Source organism: Bifidobacterium canis (genome assembly GCF_009727065.1).
Taxonomy (GTDB): Bacteria; Actinomycetota; Actinomycetes; order Actinomycetales; family Bifidobacteriaceae; genus Bifidobacterium; species Bifidobacterium canis.
This window is the reverse complement of sequence record NZ_WNLP01000008.1, coordinates 42,404-66,305: the sequence shown is the minus strand read 5'-3', so window position 1 is coordinate 66,305 and position 23,902 is coordinate 42,404. Positions and strand designations below refer to the sequence as shown.

Below are 23,902 nucleotides of genomic sequence, written 5' to 3'. Positions count from 1 at the left end.
AGATGTCCATTTTCCGTGGTCGGCACATCGCGAACATGCATGATGCTGTGTCATTGCAACGCATTAGCCTTGAAACCATGGCTCAGGAAACAGAAATCGGCCTCGGTAAAAAAGGCCGCATCGCATACGGTTTGGATGACATTTCGATCGTCCCCTCTCGACGTACACGTGACCCGCAAGACGTTTCAACCTCATGGCAGGTGGATGCCTATGAGTTCGACATCCCGGTGATCGGAGCGCCTATGGATTCGGTGACGAGTCCTCAGACGGCGATCGCCATGGGCAAGCTCGGCACCCTCGGTGTGCTCGATCTTGAAGGTCTGTGGACGCGTTATGACGATCCGGAACCGATTCTCACAAAGATCTCGCAACTCGATCAAAGTGAAGTCACCGCCTACCTGCAGGAGGCGTATGCCGAACCGATCAAGCCGGAGCTCATCGTGCAGAGGCTGCATGAAATACGCGACGCAGGTGTGACCGTCGCCGGCGCATTGTCTCCGCAACGCACCCAGCAATATTATTCGACGGTGCTCAACGCAGGTGTCGACCTGTTCGTGATTCGAGGCACATCCGTTTCCGCCGAGCATGTGTCGGAAGATCATGAGCCGTTGAACCTCAAGCAATTCATCTATGATCTGGATGTTCCGGTCATCGTCGGCGGAGCCGCGAACTATCGTGCGGCACTGCACCTGATGCGCGCCGGAGCCGCTGGCGTGCTCGTTGGCTTCGGCGGCGTCGCCACATCTGCCAACCGCAGGACGATCGGTGTTTCGATCCCGATGGCCACCGCGATCTCCGATGTGGCCGAGGCCCGTCGCGACTACATGGACGAATCTGGTGGACGCTACGTGCAGGTGATCGCAGACGGCAGCATGGGAAGCTCCGGCAGTTTCGTCACAGCATTGGCAATGGGAGCTGATGCCGCCATGCTTGGCGCGCCGCTTGCTCGCGCCGTCGAAGCACCAGGACACGGAACCCATTGGGGTTCGGAGGCGCGGCATGCGACGCTGCCACGAGGCTTCCGCACAACGGTTGGCACGGTTGGCACCCTTGAAGAGATTCTGTATGGGCCGAGCCACAACGCTGACGGCACGACGAACTTTACCGGTGCGTTGCGCAGGGCGATGGCATCCTGCGGTTACGTGGATATCAAGAGTTTCCAGCGTTGCCCGGTTGTCGTGAATCGATGATTTGAAGCTACGATGAAAAGACCCCGGCATTGACCGGGGTCTTTTCATTAAGGAAACACATATTCGAAGACGGGTGCATCGAACGTCGGCTTATGCGAAAACAATGCGGGTTTGTGATGAAAATGCGCATATTCTTCGCAAGCTATGGTAAAAACCGCTTTTGCGAGCAACACTATGTGATCAAGCATTCCGATTAGGGGAGGGATCTTGCGCATGAGTGATATGCATCAGGGGACGCAAATCAACGAAGCAAACAACGGTGGCATCACCAAAACGCGGGAAGAGGTCGCATCTATTCCACCGCTGGAAGATGAAGATGATGCGTGGACGCAGACCATGCCTGCGCCGAAAGGACCTCGTGCCGTCCGCAAATACAACGGCAAGATTCCCATCGGTAAATCCGGCATGAGCATTCCGTATCAGGTACGAAGCTGCATCAGTGAAAGCGTATTGCCCAAAACGGCGTTTGATCTCAGTGTAAAGGCATGCAAAGTGAGCTGCCTGTGTGTGGAGGTGGTTCGTGGACGACTGCCGATGCGCCTGTTGCACGGTCTGGTTACAACAAGCTGCTGTGAGCGGCTGGAATTCATGATCGAGCTGATGCAAGGCGCGACCGCTGAATGCGTTGACCTGCATCGCAAACGTTTTTACGCGCAGCCGGTTCCAACACTTGTGGATGGTATGGTGGTGGCTCCCACCAAATTCGAATTCACGCTCAAATTGGTTATAGGACCCGTGACATATTGGGTCAATTTGATTTTCGAGTTGCAGGGAAGCGCTTGGCGCTGCACGTATCTCGATTTGGGGTGATGGCGTGAAGAACCCTATTCAAATGGCATAGCTGACGGCTATAGTAAGAACCATGCTCAGGGAATATGGACTTGACAACAAATACGTAACCACGGAAAAAGACACCGTCTACGCATTGCTTTCCGACCGTGCGCTCGACAAGCCGGAAGATCTGATCGCCCAGTTTAAAGACCCCGATACAAACCAGTGGGTCGACGTCATGGCAGGTGAAATGCTCGCGCAGGTGCGCAGTGTGGCCAAAGGGCTGATGGCACTCGGCGTGCGTCAGGGTGCGATGGTGGCAATCTATTCGGCGACCTGCTATGAGTGGGGCGTCATGGATTTCGCATGCGCTGCCATCGGCGCAGTGAGCGTGCCGATCTACGAAACGGATTCGCGGAAGCAGGCTGCATCCATCATCGACGAAGTGCAGCCGATGATCGCATTCGGCGGTGATGAAGACCACGCGCACACGCTCGAACGTATTTCCGAAACCGTGCCAAGTCTGCGTCATGTGTTCAACTTCCAGAACGGTGCGCTTGACGCATTGATCAACTATGGGGAATCGGTGAGTGACGATGAGCTCGACGAGGCGATCGGTCGCGTGCGCGCGGATGATCTGCTGACCATCGTGTTCACATCAGGATCCACCGGCAAGCCGAAGGGAGCGATGCTCTCGCACCGCAATTTCACGCATATCGTGAAGAACGGTTACGAGATCCTGCCCGAGATGCTATTCGATCCGCCGAACCGCTTGCTGCTGTTCCTGCCGTTGGCGCACTGCTTCGCACGTTACATTCAGTATGTGGCGGTCGGAGGCCATGGTGTGGTGGGCTACGTGCCAAGCGCCAAGCATCTGCTCGTGGATCTGCGCAGCTTCAAACCGACGTATTTGCTCGGTGTGCCACGCGTGTTCGAGAAGGTGTATAACGCGGCCTCGCAGAAAGCCGGCGCCGGCATTCGCGGGCATATCTTTGCCAATGCAGTAACCCATTTCATCGAATGGTCGAAGATGCAGACCGATCATCGTAAGCCCGGCCCGTGGATGAGACTGAAGCACTCGTTCTACATGAGTTCCGTAGCATCCTCGTTCCGTTCCGCACTCGGTCCGAACCTGCGCTATCTCGCCTGCGGCGGCGCGCCGATCAACCCCGATCTGGTGCACTTCTTCAACGGCATCGACGACATCACGTTCATCCAGGGCTACGGCATGACCGAAACCGCTGCCCCCATGATCGTCAACTGGCAGAAGGCGAATCGTGCCGGTTCAGTAGGACGCCCAGGACCGGGAATGGCCGTTCGAACCGCCGAAGACGGCGAAATCGAGGTCAAGGGTCCGAACGTGTTCCTCGGCTACTACAAGAACCAAGAGATGACTGATGAAGTGCTGGAGCCGAGTGGCTGGCTGCACACGGGTGACCTTGGCTACATCGACGATGACGGCTTCCTCTACATCACCGGACGCAAGAAGGATCTGATCATCACTGCAGGTGGCAAGAACGTCAGTCCTGCTCCGTTGGAAAGCGCCATCAGCGAGTGCCCGATCGTTTCTCACGTCGTTGTGGTCGGCGACAACAAGCCGTTCATCGGCGCGTTGGTCACGTTGGATGAGGAAATGGTGCATAGCTGGCTTGACAACCAAGGCATGCCATCGAATGTGTCGATGGATGATCTGGCTCACAGCGACGGCGTCCATGCCTTCATCCAGCAATATGTAGACAAAGCAAACGCGAACGTCTCACGTGCCGAATCCGTTCGTAAGTTCATCGTTCTGCCGGAAGACTTCTCCGTTGAAGACCGCACGATGACCCCAAGCCAGAAAGTGGTTCGTCCGAAGGTTCTGGAACGCTATGCGGACATCATCGAAGGTGAACTCTACGCACCGAAATCGGTGACGCGCTCGGTGCCGGTGAGCATGCAGATCCTCGAAAGCACTTCGGAGACGGTGAAGAAGGCTTCACAGGCCGTTCAGCACACCGCTGAGAACGTCACGCCACGTGTGCGTCAGGCTCTTGACAGCATGCAGCACAGTGGACGAGCCGAAAATCTGGAAGATCAGGGCTCCGACGATCAAACACCTGCCGAGAACATTCAGCAGGAGCCAACGGATCAGACTGAGAAGGAGTGACACATCGTGGCTATTCGCGAAATTCGAGTGGTGCCGGATCCGGTGCTGCGCACCCCCTGCGAGCCGATCACCAAGATCACGCCAGCCGTGCGTAACCTGGTGCAGGATCTCATCGATACCGTTGACGATCCCGGTCGTGCGGGGCTTTCCGCCAACCAGATCGGAGTAAGCCTGCGAGCATTCTCCTATAACATCGACGGGAAAGTGGGCTACGTGCTCAACCCCGTGCTTGAAGAGACCCGCGGTGAACAGTATGGCGACGAAGGTTGCCTGAGTCTGCCGAACCTGTGGTACAAGACCAAGCGAGCGGATTACGCGCGCGTCCGCGGCATCGATCTAGACGGAAACGAGGTCGTGCTCGAAGGGGATGGCATCATGGGACGCATGCTTCAGCATGAAACCGACCATCTTGATGGACATCTCTACATCGACCGACTGGAGAAAGACGAGCGACGTGCGGCGATGCGCCGTATGCGCAGTCTCGAGTAATCAATAGTTGTTTCTAACCAGCATGAGGGGTTGCTTTGCATTGTGCAAAAGCAACCCTCATGCTATCATTAAATTTTGTGTGCCAACCGGTAAGAAAGGCAGTCGCAGTCTTTCAAACCACCCAATATTGTCAACCGGCACGCAACGAATTCGCGTCATGTTCGCGACGACCTGTGTCGGTCGGCTGTTTTCCAAGAAAACGGCTGCACGCAGGATCGCATGGCCAGGCAATAACCGACTAGGAAGGTAGTAATACCATGGCTCAGATCACTATGAGCGAAATGCTGAAGGCTGGTCTTCAGTTCGGTCACCAGACCCGCCGTTGGAACCCGAAGATGAAGCAGTACATCCTTACCGAGCGTAACGGAATCTACATCATCAACCTGTTCAAGACGCTCGATCTCATCGACGTCGCATACGACTTCATCAAGACCACTGTCGCCCACAACGGCACCGTGCTGTTCGTCGGCACGAAGAAGCAGGCTCAGGAAGCGATCAAGAACGCAGCCACCCGCGTGAACATGCCATACGTCTCCGAACGCTGGCTCGGCGGCATGCTCACCAACTTCCAGACCGTTTCCAAGCGCGTCACCCGTCTCAAGGAACTTGAGACGATGGACTTCAACGATGTGCACGGTTCCGGCCTGACCAAGAAGGAACTGCTTCTGCTCAAGCGCGAGAAAGACAAGCTCGAGCGTCAGCTCGGCGGTATCCGCAACATGAACCGCACCCCTTCCGCCATGTTCGTCGTGGACATCAACAAGGAGGCGCTGGCCGTTGAGGAAGCCCACAAGCTCGGTATTCCGGTCGTCGCCATCGTCGACACCAACACCGATCCTGAAGCAGTCGAATACCCGATCCCGGCCAACGACGACGCCATCCGTGGCATCGAACTGCTGACGAACCTGTTCGCCGACGCCGTGGCAGAGGGTCTTCTGGAGCGTTCCGGCAACGCCGCCAAGGCAGAGGGCAACGACTCCGAGCAGCCTATGGCAGCTTGGGAGAAGGAGCTGCTCGCGAAGGATGAGAAGAACACCCTTCGCGAGAACGCCGTTGTCACCGAAAACGCGGTGAAGAAGGCCGACGAAGAAGCAGGCGCTTCCTCCGAAGCAGCCCGCGCCGACGCCCAGAACCAGGAATCCGTCGCAAAGGCAGAAGAAGAGGCCAAGTGAGCCCTTCGGAGCCCACAGGTTCCATGAACGTGCGTGGAGTCGAACGCCCAAAGCATCGGCTCCACGCCACGCATACTTTTCAAAAACAACAAGGAGAACATCAATGGCAGCAATCACTGCAGCTTTGATCAAGCAGGTCCGTGAAGAGACCGGCGCCGGCATGATGGACGTCAAGAAGGCGCTCACCGAGGCCGACGGCGACGTCGCACGTGCCAAGGAAATCATTCGCACCAAGGGCATCGCGGCCGCTGGCAAGCGTGAAGGCCGTAAGGCTCAGGAAGGCACCATCGCCTCCACCGTCATCGATTCCGCCAACGGTCAGACCGGTTACGCGATCGAGCTCAATTCCGAAACCGACTTCGTGGCGAAGACCCCGAAGTTCGTCGACTTCGCAGACACCGTGCTCGCCAATGCGGTCAAGGCGAATGCCGATGACATCGACAGCGTTCTCGCAGCACCGTCCGCTGAAGGCACTGTGAAGGAAGACGTTGAAGAAGCCGCCGCACTGTTCGGCGAGCACGTCAAGGTCGGTCAGTTCGCCAAGATCGAAGGCCCGAAGGTCGAGATCTACGCGCACAAGAAGTCCGCAGAACTTCCTCCGAGCATCGTCGCCATGATCGCGACCGATGAAGCAGGCTCCCAGGTCGCTCACGAAGCCGCCCTGCAGATCTCCGCAATGGATCCGAAGTGGCTCACCCGCGATGACGTTCCAGCAGACATCGTCGAAACCGAACGTCGCGTTGCCACCGAGAAGTCCCTGGCTGAAGGCAAGCCGGAGAAGATCGTTCCTAAGATCGTCGAAGGCCGTCTGAACGCCTTCTTCAAGGAGAACGTGCTGCTCGAGCAGGCCTACGTCAAGGATCCGTCGAAGACGATCGGCGACCTGTTCAAGGAAGTCGGCGGCCAGGCTCTGGCCTTCGCCCGCCTCGAGGTCGGCAAGGCTCCTGAAGCGGACGCCTGATTCTCACACATCGCATATTCACGTAGTCGCATAGCTTGATTGCGAGCTGACTGGTGAACACTGACGCGTGAATCGCAACCGAACATTCGGTTTGTGATTCACGCGTTTTCGTTATTGTGGAGTGACACAAGATGCATCGCCGGAAATTCGAAGAATACGAACACATGCGTCGGTTCGTGTCGTTGTGCACAGATAACCTATACACGGTGGAACTGCAAGCATTGATGAACAATGGAAAGGCAGATATGGCACTTGAAGAGAACGCGGCGCAACCGCGCAGAGTACTGCTGAAACTCTCCGGAGAGGCGTTCGGCAACGGCAAGGTCGGCGTAGATACGGCGACGATCCGTCGCATTGCAGGCGAAATCGTTCCAGCTGTTCAACAGGGTGTGCAGGTTGCCATCGTGACGGGTGGCGGCAATTTCTTCCGTGGAGCTGAATTGCAGGAAGCCGGCATCGACCGTTCCCGCGGCGACTACATGGGTATGCTCGGCACAGTGATGAACTGCCTCGCATTGCAGGACTTCTTGGAACAGGCCGGTCAGGCGACGCGCGTACAGACCGCCATCACTATGGGTCAGGTCGCTGAACCATACATTCCACTGAAAGCAATCCGTCATCTTGAAAAAGGGCGTGTCGTCATCTTCGGCGCAGGCGCGGGCATGCCATACTTCTCGACGGATACGGTTTCCATTCAACGCTCACTGGAGATCCATTGCGACGAAGTGTTGATGGGCAAGAACGGCGTTGACGGCGTATACACCGCTGATCCACGTAAAGATCCGACCGCCGAACGTTTCGAAACTCTGAGCTACAAGCGTGCTCTCATCGACAACCTCGCAGTCATGGACGCCTCCGCGATGGCGATGGCCCGTGACAACAACCAGACCATTCGTGTGTTCGGTTTGGAAGGTGAAGGCAATGTGACCAAAGCATTGTTGGGCGATTCCATCGGTACACTGGTATCCAACGGTGATTCGACGCTCGCGTAGACGCCTGCCCTCGAATCCGATTCATACACAAGTAGGTATTCCAAGGTGAATATCTGAGGAGAAAACAATATGGCCAATCTTGTAGAACAGTCCAAAGCACAGATGCTCAAGTCCGTCGAATCGACGAAGGAGAACTTCGCAGGCATTCGCACTGGTCGTGCGAATCCAGCACTGCTCAATGGCATCGTCGTCGAATACTACGGCGCACCAACGCCGCTCAAGCATGTCGCCACCATCGGCGTTCCTGAGCCACGTACACTCTCCGTGTCTCCGTTCGACCCATCGCAGGCCAACGCCGTTGAAAAGGCGCTGCGCGATTCCGATCTGGGAGCCAGCCCACGCCGCAATGGTTCCACCATTTTGCTGACCATGCCGGAACTGACCGAAGACCGTCGTAAGGAATACGTCAAGCTGGCCAAAGCCAAGGCCGAAGACGGCAAGGTCGCAGTGCGCAACATTCGTCGTAAGACGAAGGAAACCATCGACAAGGCCATCAAAGATGGCGAAATGGGTGAAGACGAAGGCGATCGTCTGCTCAAGGAACTCGACAAGGTGACCAAGAACGTCACCGATGAACTGGATTCGTTGCTTGAAACCAAGCAGAAGGAGATCATGGAGGTCTGACGCCTCGCATGATCAATTGGGCAATGGCAAACGCATCTGCACGCATGCCATTGCCCATTCATTTTGCAATACGACGCGCATTGTCACACACGATGTAAGGACCATGATGAATTCACAATCGCAGCACGACATGGAAGTCAAGGCCGACGAAGCGATCGATGCTATCAACAAGAAAGCCGGACGCAACATGCCGCAGGCGGTCGGAACCGCCGTTGCTTTGATCGCCGTCATACTGCTGTGCCTATGGATCAGCCCTGTGCTGTTTGTAGCCCTCGTTGTCGTATTCATGATTCTCGCACTCTGGGAACTGCGCGTTGATCTGGCCGTTATCAACCTGCATATTCCACTGGTGACGCTCTGGATCTGTTCGACGATCACATTATGCGCCGTATATTTCTTCCCACGGCATGTTGTCGCTATGGCCGTTTGCATCTGCTTTTCGCTTGTAGCCGTTGCCATCAGCGCGACACTGCAACTCTGGCATGGCAAACGAATCGAAAAGCAGCTCGATAGGAAAATGCAGACCGCACCGGGAACAGTCGATAGACGAGGGGAGAGCCACAGTCGCCTGACACAAGTGGCTGTCGCCATGTTCACCGTACTGTATATTCCACTGCTGGCGTCGTGCATCATCATGCCGCTCACATTCAATGACCATTATTTCGCTCACGCCATTCTCGTCGTGTTCATGCCGGCACTGAGCGACACAGGCGGCTTGTTCGCAGGCATGATGTTCGGCAAACACAAGCTGAGCCCGAGAATCTCTCCGAAAAAGTCCGTGGAGGGATTACTTGGCTCCATTCTGTTTGCTGTCGCAGGCGCATATGTGGTGTTCGCTTGCACGTATGACGCCGCTTTGTGGGCAACTCGGTGGTGGGTGCCACTCCTGCTCGGCATTATCATCGGTATCGTCGGCACATATGGTGACCTGTGCGCGTCGATGCTGAAGCGAGACATGGGCATCAAAGACATGGGCCATCTGCTCAAAGGCCATGGTGGTATTCTCGATCGAGTCGACTCGATTCTGATGTGTGCCCCGTTCGTGTGCGTGCTACTGTGGGCGACCGGCTTGTAAAATCTGAGTATTTGTAAACACGTATCCCATCACAACAATGACAGATAAGAATATTTCCACGCAAGAATCCGTTGAATCAGGCATCACCGAAGGTGGGCGTACCGGAGCATTCCGCGATGTGCTTGCCAAGGATCATGCGCGCCGCGGCAAACCGCCAATCCATTTCACCGACATGAGCGTAGATGAACGCATCGCAAAGGCACAGGAACTTGGACTGCCGAAGTTCCGCGTCAAGCAGCTCGCCAACCATTACTACGGCCACTTCGATGTGAACGCGAACGATTTCACCGATTTCCCTGCATCTGCACGTCAGCAGGTGGCTGAGGAATTCTTCCCGACGCTGATCACCGAGGTGACGCATCAGGTCGCCGACGACGGCATGACCATCAAAACGCTGTGGAACCTGTTCGACAACGCGAAGATCGAATCGGTGCTGATGCGCTACCCGAACCGCGCCACCCTGTGCATCTCCAGTCAGGTGGGCTGCGGCATGGGCTGCCCGTTCTGTGCGACGGGCAAACTTGGTTTGACTCGCAACATGTCTACCGGCGAGATTCTCGAACAGGTGCGCGTGGCTGCGAAGATGATGCAGGACGGCAAAGTAGCCGGTGGGCCGGGACGCTTGAGTAACGTCGTGTTCATGGGCATGGGGGAGCCGATGGGCAACTATCGTGCGCTCATCAGCGCCGTCAAACAGATCAGCGCAATGCCTCCCGAGGGGTTCGGCATCTCCGCGCGCAACATCACCGTTTCCACCGTCGGTGTTGTGCCAGGCATCCGCAAGCTCACGCAAGAGGGCATTCCGGTGCGCTTGGCGGTGTCGCTGCACGCGCCGAACAATGAGCTGCGCGACGAACTCGTTCCCATGAACAAGCGGTTCAACGTCGACGAGGTGCTCGACGCCGCGCATGACTACTACTTGGCTTCCAAACGCCGCGTGAGCATCGAATATGCGTTGATGCGCGGCATCAACGATCAGGAGATCCACGCCCGCCAGCTGGCCAACAAGCTCAACCATTACGGAGACAATTGGGCGCACGTCAACCCCATTCCACTCAACCCGATCGAGGGCTCGAAATGGACGGCGTCAAAACCTGAAGATGAGGAGCGTTTCCTCGACATCCTCCACGAGGCTGGCATAACCGCCACGTTGCGTGACACGCGAGGCCAAGACATCGACGGTGCCTGCGGGCAGCTCGCGGCAAAGAACGTCTGATTAATTTCAATATCAACTGTGTATGGGACGTCAACTGGTTGACGTCCCATTTTGATTAGTTATTTGACTTTCATTGACAGTAGTTATATGGTAACAAGTGTTGCGCAACATATGTTATTTTATACTATGGTGTTGCATTATTGGAGGTGACTATGCCCAGAACACCCCGATTTACTCGAGAGCAAGTCATTAACGCTGCAATGGGGATTGTACGCAAGCATGGTATGGATGCCCTTACTGCCCGTTCTCTTGCATCGGCGTTGAACTCCTCGGTCAAACCGATCTTTGGCTTATTTACAAATATGGAGGATGTGCAACAGTCTGTGTGGGAAGCTGCGGCTGCTGAATATACGGAGCGCATCAGACGTGCCATGACGTCATCAGAGTATCCGCCGTACATGGCTAGTGGAATGGCGTACATTTACTTTGCCAAAGATGAGCCTGAGCTATTCAAAATGTTATTCATGCATGATCAAAGCGATGAGCAGAGAGCGCATATGAGCGATCAAGTGCAGCCAATCATCAAGATGATCGCGGCGCAACTCGGATTGGATCTTGAATCTGCCACTCGTTTCCACTTGCAGATGTGGGTATATGTGCATGGTATCGCGTCCATGATCGCCACCAAATACATCGAATGGGATCAACGGTTCATTGAAGAATCCGTGTCGTCGATGTTCCTTGCGTTGAAGGACCGTGCAACAGAAAAATCAAAGGGAGAATGAGATGAAAGCAATACGGGCAACGGGGCTCACCAAAAATATGGGTCAATAACTGCTGTGGATCATATCGATTTCGATGTTGATCAAGGGGAGATCTTCGCTCTTCTCGGAGTCAACGGAGCAGGTAAAACCACTACGATTTCCATGCTCACGGGTCTTGAACGACCAAGTTCCGGAGATGCGTATCTGCTTGGCAGATCGGTCAGCGCCGACATGCAGCATATCAAACCGCGCATCAATCTGTCGCCACAGGAAACAGCGGTGGCAGCAAACCTGACCGTGCGCGAGAACCTCGAATTCATTGCAAGCATATACGGGCAATCGAATAACGAAGCGAAATCGAACGCAAAACACATGATGCAGGAGTTCGAGCTGCAACAAGTTGCCAGCCAGCGAGCGCAAACCCTGTCGGGAGGAATGCAACGGCGGTTGAGCATTGCAATGGGTCTTATCACAAATCCACAAATCTTGTTCCTCGATGAGCCGACTGTTGGACTGGATGTATTCGCACGTTGTGACCTTTGGAAAGTGATCGAAGGGCTCAAAGGCAAGGTGACCATGTTGCTCACCACACATTACCTTGAGGAGGTAGAAACATTGGCCGATAGGATCGCCATCATGGTGTCTGGGCATATCGTTGCTTCGGGCACTCTTGACGAATTGAAGAAGAAAAGTGGCAAAAACACGCTCGAAGACGCGTTCATCACATTGACGGAAGGAACACGATGAGTCTGCGCAGAATCAACATTTTCTCCGTACGCACCATGAAAGAGGTATTGCGTGACCCTGTGAACCTGTTCTTCGGATTCATATTCCCGGTGATGATGCTTTGGGTGTTATCTCTCATCTACAAGCAGGTAGGGAAGATCCCCGGTGCCACGCAAATTGATATGACTCAGATGGCAGCGGCCATCGCTTCCTATGCGCCTGTGTTTCTTTCTCTGTTCGCGGGCATGCTGATAGCTAAAGACCGTACATCCACATTCTTGAATCGATTGTTCGCTTCTCCGATGACTGCCGTTGACTTCATCATGGGTTACACGCTGCCCATGCTCGTCGTTTCGGTAATTCAATCGGCTGCTACATACCTATGTGCGGGCTTCTTCGGATTCCGCATCACTATACGTGTACTGCTCGCTGTGGTCATTGTTCTGCTGACTGCTTTGATGTACATAGGCGTCGGACTACTGTGCGGTACAGTGATGAGCGACAAATCCGTCGGCGGCGTCTGCGGTGCCATGCTCACCACAGTCTCGTTCATTCTATCTGGACTCACCATTCCGCTTGAGATCATGGGATCCGTGTTTCAGACGGTTGCCAAAGCATTGCCGTTCTACAATGCCGCCCAAGCCACGGAGATGGCCATCTCCGGCAACTTCGCGAATATCTGGCCATATTTGTCGATTGTGCTTATATACATGGTTGCATGTCTTGTCGCCGCAATCGTCGTCTTCGCGGTGCGTAAGAAGAGGTGCTGACTAGTTCGCATCAAACATTATTGAAAAGATTGTGCGGCAATTATCGGCAACCGACAGTTATTCTGGATACAGACGAACAAGGAGGCTGTAACCGTGCAGATCATGCCGTATCAGGAGCAATACAAGCAGCAGATAATCGATTTGATTCTGCATATTCAGAATGATGAGGCGAAGATCGATCTGTCTCTTGCCGAACAACCGGATTTGCTGGATATACCGAAGTACTATGAGCGCAACGGCGGTGAATTCCTGATCGCCGTCGACAACGGCGACGTGGTGGGGAGGCTGGCGTTCATGAATTACGGAAACGGCAACGCCGTGCTCAAAAAGTTCTTCGTGCGTTCCGACTGGCGCAGTAAAAAACTAGGGCTCGCACTATATGAGCAGATATTGCAAACTCTGCAGAACGGCGGATTCACGACCGTGCTGCTTGACACGCCGACGGTTGCCACCGCCTCGCATAGATTCTATGAACGCGCCGGTTTCGTCCGCATCGGCAAAGACGAACTCCCGTTCCACTACGAGTTCCCGCACGAGGATTCTTACATATATCTGCTACGCCTGTAGGTGATTGATAATAGATATGGGCGCATTGATGCGTGTCCACCGAGCCTGCATATTTGTGGCGATCATGCGTATTCGGCATATCACGATGCGAACGGTTGGGGCGATGTGAGGCGCGTTGTAACAGGGAATCGGTACGCTGGAAACCATCCGTAGAACCATGTGTGTGCAATCGAATGGAGATGTCAATGTCATTGGCGGTGCGTGTTATTCCTTGCCTGGATGTCGATGCGGGGCGTGTGGTCAAAGGCGTCCATTTCGAGAACCTCAAGGATGCCGGCGATCCCGTGGAATTGGCCGCCGAATACTATCGCCAAGGCGCCGATGAGCTCACCTTCCTCGACGTCACAGCATCCAGCTCACATCGTGGGACGATGATCGACGTCGTGAATCGCACTGCGGAACAGGTGTTCATTCCGCTCACCGTCGGAGGGGGAGTGCGCACGCCAGATGACGTGGATTCGTTGCTGCGTTGCGGCGCCGACAAGGTGAGCGTGAATACAGCGGCCATCAATGATCCGACATTGATCAGTCGCGTTTCCGAGCGATTCGGCAATCAAGTGCTCGTGCTGAGCGTGGATGCACGACGTGAGCAGGGGGAGCATCACACACAATCCGGCTTCGAAGTGACCACGATGGGTGGCCGCAAGTCCACAGGCATCGACGCATTGTGGTGGGCGAAACGAGCCGAGGAATTAGGCGCAGGCGAGATCCTACTCAATTCCATGGATGCCGATGGCACCCAGCAGGGCTTCGATCTGGAGATGATCAGCGCGATGCGCCGAGAAGTCTCCATTCCGATCATCGCCTCCGGTGGAGCCGGCAAAGCCGAGGACTTCCCGCCAGCCGTCGCCGCCGGCGCCGATGCAGTGCTCGCCGCATCGATTTTCCATTTCGGCAAGGTTTCGATCGCCGAAGTCAAGAACGCATTGCGTCAGGCGGGATATACGGTTCGCTGAAGCGAATCGGTCATAAGAGAGCGTTTGCTAACCTATGTGAGGAACAGCAACAGTTTTGGAGCATCAATGAGCAACGAAGCAGTGGAATACGATAATTCGACGACGTTGGACCCGCGCATCAAAGCGCGACTCAAATACGACGACAAGGGTTTGGTGGCCGCCGTCATCCAGCAGTTCGACACGAAGGAAGTGCTGATGGTCGGCTACATGAACGATGAGGCGTTGCGACGCACGCTGACCGAGGGGCGAGTCACTTTCTGGTCACGATCCCGTCAGGAATATTGGCGCAAAGGCGACACGTCCGGCCATGTGCAATATGTCAAGGCTCTGAATCTCGATTGCGACGGTGATGCTATTCTCGTGGAAGTCGACCAAGTGGGAGCCGCCTGCCACACCGGCAAGAGATCATGCTTCGATGAAGGTGGTTCGTTGCCTGTGACCGTTGGATACCGAGAGAAGAATGTGGAGGAGCAGCAATGAGCGCGAACGTCACGAAACTTTCTTGGGGTCAGACCTGGCCGAGTCGTGAGGAATTCCATGAGCTCGCCGCGCAAGGCTACCGCATCGTGCCGATCGTGCGCCGCATCCTCGCAGATTCGCTGACACCGGTCGGCCTGTATGAACGCCTTGCGGGTCACCGCTCGGGAACATTCATTCTTGAATCCGCAGAGACGAACGGCACATGGAGCCGATACAGCTTCATCGGCGTCAACTCGATGGCCCAGCTCCGCTCGAACAATGGGCAAGCTGATTGGCTTGGCCGCGTCCCTGCCGGAGTGCCGGAGCACGGTGACGTCATGGATGTCGCGCGTGCGACGCTTGACCTGCTCAAATCTCCGAAAGTGGATGGGTTGCCGAATCTGACCAGTGGTCTCGTCGGCACCGTCGGCTGGGATGCCATTCGCCATTGGGAGCCGAAACTCCCAGCTAATGCCCCAGATGAAACGGGTCAGCCGGAACTGGTGCTCGCTTTGGCCACTGACATTGCCGTTGTCGATCATGCTTCCGGCTCCGTATGGCTGATCGCGAATGCTGTGAATGTCGACGACAAGCCGACTCGTGCCGATGAGGCCTACAACGAAGCGGTGGCCCGCGTAAACGAGATGGAGCGCAAGTCGGCGACGCCTACGGCTGGGGAGTTCCGCGTCAACGTGCTCGACCCGTCGGTCAGCCAGCCGGAACTGCGTTTCCGCACGTCAAAGGAAGTGTTCGAGCAATCGGTGGAGCGTTCTCGCCAGCATGTCATCGACGGTGACGTGTTCCAAGTGGTCATTTCGCAACGCCTCGACATCGATTCGCCTGCGGATCCGTTCGATGTGTACCGTGTGCTGCGCACGCTTAACCCGAGCCCATACATGTATTTCATGACGCTCACCGATGCGCAGGGCCGTGATTTCAATGTGATCGGTTCAAGCCCGGAAACACTCATCAAAGTGGACGATGGCCATGCAATGAGCTTCCCGATCGCCGGATCTCGGCCACGCGGGGCAACGCCCGAGGAAGACGAGAAACTGTGTCGTGAACTGCTTGCAGACCCGAAGGAACGCAGCGAGCACATTATGCTCGTCGACTTGGCGCGCAACGATCTGAGCCGCGTGTGCCGACCGGAGACGGTGGAAGTGGTGTCGCTCATGGATGTGCTGCGCTATAGCCACATCATGCACCTGTGCTCGACGGTCACCGGCGAAGTCAATCCAGGGTTGTCGGTCATGGACGTGTTCACGTCGGCGTTCCCGGCGGGCACGCTGTCGGGTGCGCCGAAACCGAAGGCGATCGAGATCATCGACCAACTCGAGCCTGCCGACCGCGGCATCTACGGTGGCACCGTCGGTTACTTCGATTTCTCAGGCAACATGGATATGGCCATAGCCATCCGCACCGCATTCATCCGCGACCATGAAGCCAGCGTCCAAGCCGGTGCCGGTTTGGTACTCGATTCGATTCCGGAGAACGAGTATCAGGAGAGCCGTAACAAAGCACGTGCCAGCGTGGAAGCGATCAAGATAGCCGCGCAGCTCAAGCGTATTTAACGCTGCGGCAGAAGTAGAACATACGCATAATCGGGCGGGTCGTTCACAGTTACGCATCGTGCACGTGAGCGACCCACCCGATCAATATTGAATGCAGTACCTCTAGAAATCTCTAGAAGCCATGCGCGGTACGCCAGGAGTCAAGCTGCGCGCGCATCGTAGTTTTTCGCGCGTCATCGGCGAACGAAGCATCGATGGAATTGCCTGCGAGCGCGACCAGCTGCTCCATCGACAGGCGAGTCTCGGCGAGCGCCTCGTAGTTCGCGGCCACATATCCGCCGAAATAAGCGGGATCGTCTGAATTGACGGTGCAGGTCACGCCCTCCCGCATGAATCGGGCGATTGGGTGCTCATTCATCGAGTTGATCACCTGAAGTCTCAAGTTAGACAGCGGGCAGCAGGTGAGTGCGATGCCGTCACGTGCCACGCGCTCCATCAACTCGGTGTCGTCGAGCAGATGCGTGCCGTGATCGATGCGTTCGGCGCGCAGAAGATCGAGCGCTTGGCGAATATAGTCCGCCGGCCCCTCTTCGCCGGCATGTGCGACCGCATGCCAGCCGAACGAACGTGCACGTTCGAACTGGTCGGCAAATAGTTCGGGAGGGTAGCCCACTTCCGCGGAATCCAAGCCGATGCCGAGAATCTCATTTTACGCGGTTCGGCCATGTCGAGAATCGCGTTCGCCGACTCAAGGCTCATGTCTCGGACAATGCTCAGAATGAGACCTCCGCTGATGCCATAGCGTTCCCGCCCGATGCGCATCCCCTCACGCAAGCCGTCGAGCACGGTGTTGTAGTCGAGGTGGTTGGTGAACACGTGCACTTGGGGGTCGAAGAAGATCTCCGCGTGCATGACGCCGTTGTTATGCGCGCGTTCGAGATACGCAAGCATGAGATCGCGAAAATCATCTGCTGTTCGCAACGTTTGCATCAGCTGATAGTAGAGGTCGAGGAATGATTGCAGGTTCTCGAACTGGTATTCGCGTTCGAGCTCTTCCACCGTGTGCCATGGCAGGTCAATGTTGTTGCGCTGCGCCAGTTTCATGGCCAGTTCAGGTTCCAGCGTCCCCTCGATATGCAGGTGCAACTCCGCTTTCGGCAGAGTTCGCAGAGCCTGCCGCTGTGCCGTTCCGACCATATTTCGCTCCATTCCACGAGTGCTAACCGCAACTAACTAGTATGTGTCATTGTATACCGGCGCGTTTCTTCGTCGATCCGCATACTGCGTGCCGCTACAATATTGACCGATGAATATGCCGACAGGTGGTCGAACATGCAACGTCGCGTGAACGGAGGAACGCCGATGATACGAGTGACCGTGTGGAATGAGTTCAAACATGAACGTGAATACGAGGGCATACGGGCGATCTACCCGGACGGTATTCACATGTGCATCGCCAAGTTCCTTGGCACGCAACCGGATCTTGAGATTCGCACCGCCACATTCGACGAACCCGAGCATGGTTTGACGCAGACGGTGCTCGACAACACCGACGTGCTCGTGTTCTGGAGCCATGCGTTGCAAGACGAGTTCTCAGACGAGGTTGCCGAACGCGTGCAGCAGGCGGTGCTCTCCGGCATGGGGCTCGTCGCGCTGCACTCCGCACATTTCTCGAAGATCATGAAACGACTGATGGGCACGTCGATGACGTTGAAATGGAAGCATTCACAGACGGAGAAACTGTGGTGCATAGGCCCGACGCATCCGATCGCGCAAGGCGTTCCGAGCATGATTGAACTGCCGGAAGAAGAGATGTACGGTGAATATTTTGACATTCCCAAGCCGGATGACGTGGTGTTCGCCGGTTGGTTCTCCGGCGGCCAGGTGTTCAGAAGCGGCTGCACGTTCACACGCGGGTTGGGCAAGATCTTCTATTTCCAGCCCGGGCACGAGGAATACCCGATCTACCACAACCCTGATATTCAGCGCATCATTACCAATGCTGTGCGGTTCTGCGCGCCCGCGGTCAGTGCTCGCCAAACATTGGAATGCGAGGCGTTGTGATGAGAATCTCCGTGTTCTATGATCATATTCGCCAAGCGCACGAGCAGACGGGCATAGCAGTCGAACAATTGCTTGACGAGGTGAAGCAGACTGGAATCGACTGTGTGGAACTCAACTACACGCTGGCCGCCGAAAGCAACGTATTGGAAATGCTGCATAACGCTGGACTTGCGGTGAGCTGCCTGTACGAGTTCTATGACCTGCCGAACGCCGACGAACGCGCACATCTTGACGCACATATCGCACTCGCTCAAACTCTCGGCGCGAAAACCCTGGTCGTTCCCGGTTTTCTCGACGATACAGATGCCGCGACTATGGCGCCGCTCGTTCACGATCGCACGGCATTGAACGATTTTCTTGATTCGAATGCCGCCGCGCAACGCATGTGCGAAGGATTGCGTTACGCTGTGCAGCGCGGCAAAGAACACGGCGTATGCGTGACGATCGAAGATTTCGACGATAAGAAGTCAACGATCTCCAACATCAACGGGTTGCTCTGGCATTTCGATCGGATTCCCGGACTTCGCATGTGCTTCGACATGGGCAATTTCATCACATTCGATGAAGATGACTTGAATGCATACCGTTCCCTGAGTGCATACGTGTCGCATGTACACTGCAAAGATCGCAATGCGCACGGCGATAGCGTCGCCGCAGGCACTGGCGTTATGCCGGAGACTGCAATACTGAGACAACTGAAAACCAGTGGATACGATGACGTTCTGGCGATCGAACACTTCGACGTGCCCGATCAACGAGACGATATGATGCGTTCGGCGCGTTTCCTGCGCGATACATGGCGCAGCGTGTGATGCACAACCTGTGCTGTGCATCGCGAATCTGCGGTGAGGCATAGGAGAGACCGGTATAAAAAACGGGGTGCGATTTCGCACCCCGTCACTGGGAATCGAATATTCGTTTCAGAACATCTCAGCCGAGCTGACGACCGAACTTCTCGTTGAGCTCCACCTGATCTTCGGTGGCCTTGTCTTCGAGACGCTCCGCCTTGCCCTCAGCCTTATCCATCTTGTCGTCGGCCTCTTGCTCGACCTTGAACAGCTTGTCGGCTGAATCTCCGGCAGCCTTGGCGACCTTGGCCTCTTCTTCCGAAATGACCTTAGCGGCATGCTCTTCGGCGCGCTCGGCGCGCTTCTCGTCACGCTCTGCTTCGTGAACTTCGTGCTTTTCTTCTTCGTGCTTAATGAACTCTGCCATAACAGCTTCCTTTCTCAACGTTTTTCATTACGTTTCCATTAGACCACCGTTGCTCAAACGGCAATGAGTTTTTCCACGTAGGGGATAATTAACGGTTCTTCGTCGCGTCGGCAAATAGACAGTGGTATGTAGACATGCTCACAATAAGGACGTTGCGCCAGTTACTTCCGGCGTCTCACTTACAGTGTTTGTGAAGCCATCGTCACAAAGGAGGACCATGTCGGTTTTAGACGAACTGGTAGCGGGCGCGATGGAAGATCAACAGACCCGCGAACGCGAAGTGCCATTGGATGAGCTCAAAGCGATGGCCGCTGCGGCTCCCGCCCCGATTGACGCAAAACGATGGTTTCGTTCAACCAGTGCGGTTCCGGTGATCGCCGAAATCAAGCGCGCATCGCCGTCAAAAGGGCATTTGATCGACATTGATGATCCAGCAGCCCTTGCACGCGAATACGAGCGCGGAGGCGCCAGTGCGATTTCGGTGCTGACCGAAGGTCGCAGGTTCCTGGGATCGCTCGCAGATCTCGACGCCGTGCGTACCGCAGTGAGTATTCCGGTGCTGCGCAAGGATTTCATCACCAACGACTATCAGATCTGGGAGGCTCGCGCCCACGGCGCAGACATCATTCTGCTCATCGTGGCCGCTTTGGGAGATGAACAATTGGAACATCTGCTCTCATTGACACACGAGCTCGGCATGACCGCATTGGTGGAAACCCACACGCGTGAGGAAATCAACCGGGCAATAGCCGCCGGTGCGCGAGTGATCGGCATCAACGCGCGCAATCTGAAGAATCTGCGGGTAGACGTGAACAAATACAGCGAACTCGCAGACGATCTTCCCGAAGATGTGATCAAAGTCGCCGAATCCGGAGTATTCGGCGCCGTGGAAGTGGAGGACTATGCCCGAGCAGGAGCCGACGCGGTTCTGGTAGGCGAAGGCGTGGCCACAGCTTCCGACCCGCAATTGGCAGTAGAACGTTTGGTAAAGGCAGGTAAACGAGTGAAAGCGTCAGAAGAAACGCCACTGAGTGAACATCACGGCCCATACTACGGGCAGTTCGGCGGTCGCTACGTGCCGGAGGCACTCATCAGCGCGCTCGATGAATTGGAACGCGTCTACGATGATGCGAAGAAGGACCCACAGTTCCATAAGGAGCTTGCACGACTCAACAAGCAATATGTCGGACGCCCATCGCCGTTGACACAAGCCCCGCGATTCGCGCAGCGTCTCAAGGAACGCACCGGCGTGGACGCCCGCGTGTTCCTGAAGCGTGAGGATCTCAACCACACCGGTGCGCATAAGATCAACAATGCGATCGGTCAGGCGCTGCTCGTCAAGCGCATGGGCAAAACCCGCGTGATCGCGGAAACCGGTGCCGGGCAGCATGGCGTGGCCACCGCCACGGTCTGCGCGATGATGGGTCTGAAATGCCGCATCTACATGGGGCAGATCGACGCGCGTCGTCAGGCGTTGAACGTGGCGCGTATGCGCATGCTGGGTGCCGAGGTCGTTGAGGTCACACTCGGCGACCGCATTCTCAAAGACGCCATCAACGAGGCACTGCGCGATTGGGTCACCAACGTGGAGACCACGCACTATTTGCTTGGCACAGTGGCGGGCCCGCACCCGTTCCCTGAAATGGTGCGTGACTTCCAGAAAGTGATCGGCGAAGAAGCCAAGGAGCAGTTGCAGGATTGGTATGGCATCGACCATCCTGATGCGATCTGCGCATGCGTGGGTGGCGGTTCCAACGCCATCGGCATCATGAATGCGTTCCTCGACGATCCACGAGTGAACCTGTATGGCTACGAAGCCGGCGGCCACGGGCCACAATCCGGCGAACACGCCATTCGCTTCGCGCCGGGAACCGGCCAGCTGGGCATGTTCCAAGGAACCAAGAGCTACCTGTTGGAAAACGCCGAAGGCCAGACTCTCGACACCTATTCGATTTCCGCTGGTCTTGACTACGCGTCCGTCGGGCCGGAGCATGCATGGCTCAAAGACATCGGTCGTGTGAACTACTCGTGGGCCACCGATGACGAGGCGATGAGCGCATTCAAAGACATGTGCGAAACCGAAGGCATCATTCCGGCCATCGAGAGCTCTCACGCCATCGCCGGCGCATATAAAGCCGCGCTTGATCTCAAGGACAAGGGCTATGAGCATCCGGTCATGATCATCAACATCTCCGGTCGTGGAGACAAAGACATGAACACCGCTGGCAAATGGTTCGGATACCTGACCGACGAGCAGGCTGCGGCGTTGGAAGCCAACGGCGCCCAGGGAAACAATGCGTGAGAAGACTGAGGAGACAAGTTTCAATGAGTGAGAACACCACCACGCCAAGCGGACAGCCGCTCGGCATCAGCCACCGTCCAAGCCCGTGCGAGGAACTGTTCACACGGTTCAAGGCCGCGAACAAGCCGGCTTTCATCGGCTATCTGCCCTATGGATTCCCCACCCCGCAACTCTCCCTTGACGCATTCCGCACACTGGTCGAAAACGGTGCCGACATCGTCGAGATCGGCTTGCCGTATTCCGACCCGGTGATGGACGGTCCTGTGATCCAGGCGGCGAGCCAGATCGCCTTGAATGCCGGCGAAAGCATCTCGAACGTGTTCAAGGCCGTGGAAACGGTGGCCAACGCCGGGGGAGTGCCGCTCATCATGAGCTACTGGAACCTCATCTACCATTACGGCGTCGAACGTTTCGCCACGGACTTCGCGAACGCCGGTGGCGCCGGACTCATCACACCAGACCTGATCCCCGACGAAGCCGGCGAATGGATAGAAGCATCCGACCGGCACGGATTGGATCGCATCTTCTTGGTCTCTCCTGATTCAACCGATGAACGCCTGCGCGTCGTGGCGCAGAACGCCCGCGGGTTCGTGTATGCGGCTGCACGCATGGGCGTGACCGGCGAACGAGCCACCCTCAATGCATCACCGGAAAAGCTCGTGGCACGCACCCGTGCGGCTGGCGCCGAAAACGTGTGCGTCGGCATCGGCGTGTCAACCGCCGAGCAGGGTCACACCGTAGGCCAATACGCCGATGGCGTGATCGTCGGCTCCGCTTTGGTACACACATTGCTCGACGACAGCGGGCAGGCCAAGAATGCCGATGAAGGTCTGAAGGCTCTAGCGGCAAAGGCTGCGGAGCTCGCCGAAGGCATTCACAACGCTCGGCAATAACGGCTGTACAAGTATAGACAACACATGACGTCTGGGCGGCATAAGGATCCTTATGCCGCCCCAGACGTCATGTTCGAACGCCTATGTCAGCATGAATGCGCTCGTTATCGCTTGAGCACAGTACCATTCGACGTATGATGACACTCGCATACATTCCGTCTCCGACCATCTCGCAATTCCACATCGGATCACTGACTATTCACATCTACGCACTGACGATGCTGCTGGGCATCATCGTCGCGGTATGGATCACCAGCGAACGATGGAAGAAACTCGGTGGCACGTTCGACCAGATTCTCGACACGGCCATCGTCGCCGTGCCATGCGGCATCATCGGAGCACGCCTCTACCATGTCATCACCACGCCGGAGCGATTCTTCGGCCCGAACGGCGACTGGGTTGAGATCTTCCGCATCTGGAACGGCGGGCTCGGCATATGGGGCGCCATCTTCCTCGGCGCGTTGGGAGCATGGGCCTGGTGCCGCCACAAGCACTACCCGATGGCATTGCTCGCCGACTCGATCGCTCCGGCTCTGCTCGTCGCCCAGGCCATCGGCCGTCTTGGCAATTGGTTCAACCAAGAGCTCTATGGCAAGCCAACCACGCTGCCATGGGGATTGAAACTCAACACGCAGGGGAGCGCCATCGGCAATGCCGAGATGTGCTACGACGGTGCCACCTGCCCGACCGGCACTCTGTTCCACCCAACCTTCCTCTATGAGATGATCTGGAATCTGATCGGTGCCGCACTGATCATCTGGATTGGTCACAAGCTCATCACCAGGCTCAAGGCAGGATCGTTGTTCGCGCTGTACGTCATGTGGTACACGCTCGGACGCACATGGATCGAAATGCTGCGCATCGACTTCTCCCATCAGATCCTCGGGCTCCGCGTCAACGTTTGGGTCTCGATCATCGTGTTCATTCTCGGAGCCGTCGCGTTCATCCTCATCCAACGATTCGGCCAATCCACGCAGTTGCTCGCCGAAAAACTGCGTACCGAAACCGAGCTTGAGGAACGCAAGGAACAGAAAAGCGAATAGAGACCCACGCCCGAAACAGTGTGTCGAACGTCACTCGCGAGTTATCAGCAACGCTA

At 56.1% G+C, this 23,902-nt stretch carries 24 protein-coding genes and 1 pseudogene; 22 read left to right on the top strand and 3 right to left on the bottom strand.

Annotated elements, in window-relative coordinates; all coding sequences use genetic code 11:
- Window positions 1–77: 77 nt before the first annotated feature.
- The 17 genes from GSD1FS_RS07505 to trpE all read left to right on the top strand — a co-directional run bounded on the left by GSD1FS_RS07505 (window position 78) and on the right by trpE (window position 16,389).
- Window positions 78–1,190 (top strand): GuaB3 family IMP dehydrogenase-related protein, encoded by a 1,113-nt coding sequence (locus GSD1FS_RS07505; RefSeq protein WP_155589058.1) that lies wholly within the window; start codon window positions 78–80, stop codon window positions 1,188–1,190.
- 213 nt (window positions 1,191–1,403) lie between these two features.
- Window positions 1,404–2,000 carry a hypothetical protein gene (locus GSD1FS_RS07500; protein ID WP_155589057.1) on the top strand — a complete coding sequence of 199 codons (597 nt, stop codon included), beginning with the start codon at window positions 1,404–1,406 and terminating at the stop codon, window positions 1,998–2,000.
- Between the two features lie 52 nt (window positions 2,001–2,052).
- Window positions 2,053–4,107 carry an AMP-dependent synthetase/ligase gene (locus GSD1FS_RS07495; protein ID WP_155589056.1) on the top strand — a complete coding sequence of 685 codons (2,055 nt, stop codon included), beginning with the start codon at window positions 2,053–2,055 and terminating at the stop codon, window positions 4,105–4,107.
- A gap of 6 nt (window positions 4,108–4,113) precedes the next feature.
- Window positions 4,114–4,596, top strand: a complete 483-nt coding sequence (gene def / locus GSD1FS_RS07490; RefSeq protein WP_343030256.1) for a peptide deformylase — start codon at window positions 4,114–4,116, stop codon at window positions 4,594–4,596.
- Window positions 4,597–4,853: 257 nt separating this feature from the next.
- Window positions 4,854–5,768, top strand: coding sequence for a 30S ribosomal protein S2 (rpsB, locus tag GSD1FS_RS07485; RefSeq protein WP_155589055.1), 915 nt, complete (start codon window positions 4,854–4,856; stop codon window positions 5,766–5,768).
- Between the two features lie 103 nt (window positions 5,769–5,871).
- Window positions 5,872–6,729, top strand: coding sequence for a translation elongation factor Ts (gene tsf, locus GSD1FS_RS07480; protein ID WP_155589054.1), 858 nt, complete (start codon window positions 5,872–5,874; stop codon window positions 6,727–6,729).
- A gap of 245 nt (window positions 6,730–6,974) precedes the next feature.
- Window positions 6,975–7,721 carry a UMP kinase gene (gene pyrH, locus GSD1FS_RS07475; RefSeq protein ID WP_155589053.1) on the top strand — a complete coding sequence of 249 codons (747 nt, stop codon included), beginning with the start codon at window positions 6,975–6,977 and terminating at the stop codon, window positions 7,719–7,721.
- 69 nt (window positions 7,722–7,790) lie between these two features.
- Window positions 7,791–8,345, top strand: a complete 555-nt coding sequence (gene frr / locus GSD1FS_RS07470) for a ribosome recycling factor (protein ID WP_155589052.1) — start codon at window positions 7,791–7,793, stop codon at window positions 8,343–8,345.
- Between the two features lie 106 nt (window positions 8,346–8,451).
- Entirely contained in the window at window positions 8,452–9,420 is a 969-nt protein-coding gene (locus GSD1FS_RS07465) for a phosphatidate cytidylyltransferase (RefSeq protein WP_155589094.1), read from the top strand.
- 37 nt (window positions 9,421–9,457) lie between these two features.
- On the top strand, window positions 9,458–10,636 hold the full coding sequence (gene rlmN, locus GSD1FS_RS07460; protein ID WP_155589051.1) for a dual-specificity RNA methyltransferase RlmN: 1,179 nt from the start codon (window positions 9,458–9,460) through the stop codon (window positions 10,634–10,636).
- Window positions 10,637–10,788: 152 nt separating this feature from the next.
- Entirely contained in the window at window positions 10,789–11,361 is a 573-nt protein-coding gene (locus GSD1FS_RS07455; protein ID WP_155589050.1) for a TetR/AcrR family transcriptional regulator, read from the top strand.
- Window positions 11,362–11,415: 54 nt separating this feature from the next.
- A complete protein-coding gene (locus tag GSD1FS_RS07450) occupies window positions 11,416–12,087 on the top strand; it encodes an ABC transporter ATP-binding protein (protein ID WP_343030255.1) in 672 nt (223 codons plus the stop codon).
- The gene (locus tag GSD1FS_RS07445) at window positions 12,084–12,836 is read left to right on the top strand and encodes an ABC transporter permease (RefSeq protein WP_155589049.1); all 753 of its coding nucleotides are present in this window, start codon (window positions 12,084–12,086) and stop codon (window positions 12,834–12,836) included. The genes GSD1FS_RS07450 and GSD1FS_RS07445 overlap by 4 nt, the downstream gene beginning before the upstream one ends.
- A gap of 102 nt (window positions 12,837–12,938) precedes the next feature.
- A complete protein-coding gene (locus GSD1FS_RS07440) occupies window positions 12,939–13,403 on the top strand; it encodes a GNAT family N-acetyltransferase (protein WP_155589093.1) in 465 nt (154 codons plus the stop codon).
- Between the two features lie 185 nt (window positions 13,404–13,588).
- Window positions 13,589–14,359: an imidazole glycerol phosphate synthase subunit HisF gene (gene hisF / locus GSD1FS_RS07435; protein WP_155589048.1), complete on the top strand. Its 771-nt coding sequence runs from the start codon at window positions 13,589–13,591 to the stop codon at window positions 14,357–14,359.
- A 66-nt stretch (window positions 14,360–14,425) separates the two neighbouring features.
- Entirely contained in the window at window positions 14,426–14,839 is a 414-nt protein-coding gene (hisI, locus tag GSD1FS_RS07430; protein WP_155589047.1) for a phosphoribosyl-AMP cyclohydrolase, read from the top strand.
- Complete coding sequence (trpE, locus tag GSD1FS_RS07425) at window positions 14,836–16,389, top strand: anthranilate synthase component I (protein ID WP_155589046.1); 1,554 nt, start codon at window positions 14,836–14,838, stop codon at window positions 16,387–16,389. Before hisI ends, trpE begins: the two co-directional genes overlap by 4 nt.
- 112 nt (window positions 16,390–16,501) lie before the next feature.
- On the opposite strand, the gene GSD1FS_RS10180 is transcribed toward trpE, so the two are convergent.
- Window positions 16,502–17,002, bottom strand: a complete 501-nt coding sequence (locus tag GSD1FS_RS10180; RefSeq protein WP_343030254.1) for an adenosine deaminase family protein — start codon at window positions 17,000–17,002, stop codon at window positions 16,502–16,504.
- A 107-nt stretch (window positions 17,003–17,109) separates the two neighbouring features.
- Window positions 17,110–17,433 (bottom strand): annotated as a pseudogene (locus GSD1FS_RS10175) (adenosine deaminase); the annotation flags it as partial.
- Window positions 17,434–17,691: 258 nt separating this feature from the next.
- On the opposite strand from GSD1FS_RS10175, the gene GSD1FS_RS07415 reads away from it, so the two are divergent.
- Together GSD1FS_RS07415 and GSD1FS_RS07410 are read left to right on the top strand one after the other, a co-directional pair.
- Window positions 17,692–18,393 carry a ThuA domain-containing protein gene (locus GSD1FS_RS07415; protein ID WP_155589092.1) on the top strand — a complete coding sequence of 234 codons (702 nt, stop codon included), beginning with the start codon at window positions 17,692–17,694 and terminating at the stop codon, window positions 18,391–18,393.
- A complete protein-coding gene (locus tag GSD1FS_RS07410; RefSeq protein ID WP_196425062.1) occupies window positions 18,393–19,205 on the top strand; it encodes a sugar phosphate isomerase/epimerase family protein in 813 nt (270 codons plus the stop codon). Before GSD1FS_RS07415 ends, GSD1FS_RS07410 begins: the two co-directional genes overlap by 1 nt.
- A 118-nt stretch (window positions 19,206–19,323) precedes the next feature.
- Here the strand turns inward: GSD1FS_RS07410 and GSD1FS_RS07405 are convergent, their stop codons facing one another.
- Window positions 19,324–19,608: a hypothetical protein gene (locus tag GSD1FS_RS07405; protein ID WP_155589044.1), complete on the bottom strand. Its 285-nt coding sequence runs from the start codon at window positions 19,606–19,608 to the stop codon at window positions 19,324–19,326.
- 217 nt (window positions 19,609–19,825) lie between these two features.
- Here GSD1FS_RS07405 and GSD1FS_RS07395 point away from each other — a divergent pair, with 217 nt between their 5' ends.
- From GSD1FS_RS07395 to lgt, 3 genes are all read left to right on the top strand, one after another.
- Window positions 19,826–21,910 carry a bifunctional indole-3-glycerol phosphate synthase/tryptophan synthase subunit beta gene (locus GSD1FS_RS07395; RefSeq protein ID WP_155589043.1) on the top strand — a complete coding sequence of 695 codons (2,085 nt, stop codon included), beginning with the start codon at window positions 19,826–19,828 and terminating at the stop codon, window positions 21,908–21,910.
- Between the two features lie 23 nt (window positions 21,911–21,933).
- Window positions 21,934–22,803, top strand: a complete 870-nt coding sequence (gene trpA, locus GSD1FS_RS07390; protein ID WP_155589042.1) for a tryptophan synthase subunit alpha — start codon at window positions 21,934–21,936, stop codon at window positions 22,801–22,803.
- A gap of 137 nt (window positions 22,804–22,940) precedes the next feature.
- On the top strand, window positions 22,941–23,846 hold the full coding sequence (lgt, locus tag GSD1FS_RS07385; RefSeq protein ID WP_196425068.1) for a prolipoprotein diacylglyceryl transferase: 906 nt from the start codon (window positions 22,941–22,943) through the stop codon (window positions 23,844–23,846).
- Window positions 23,847–23,902: the final 56 nt, after the last annotated feature.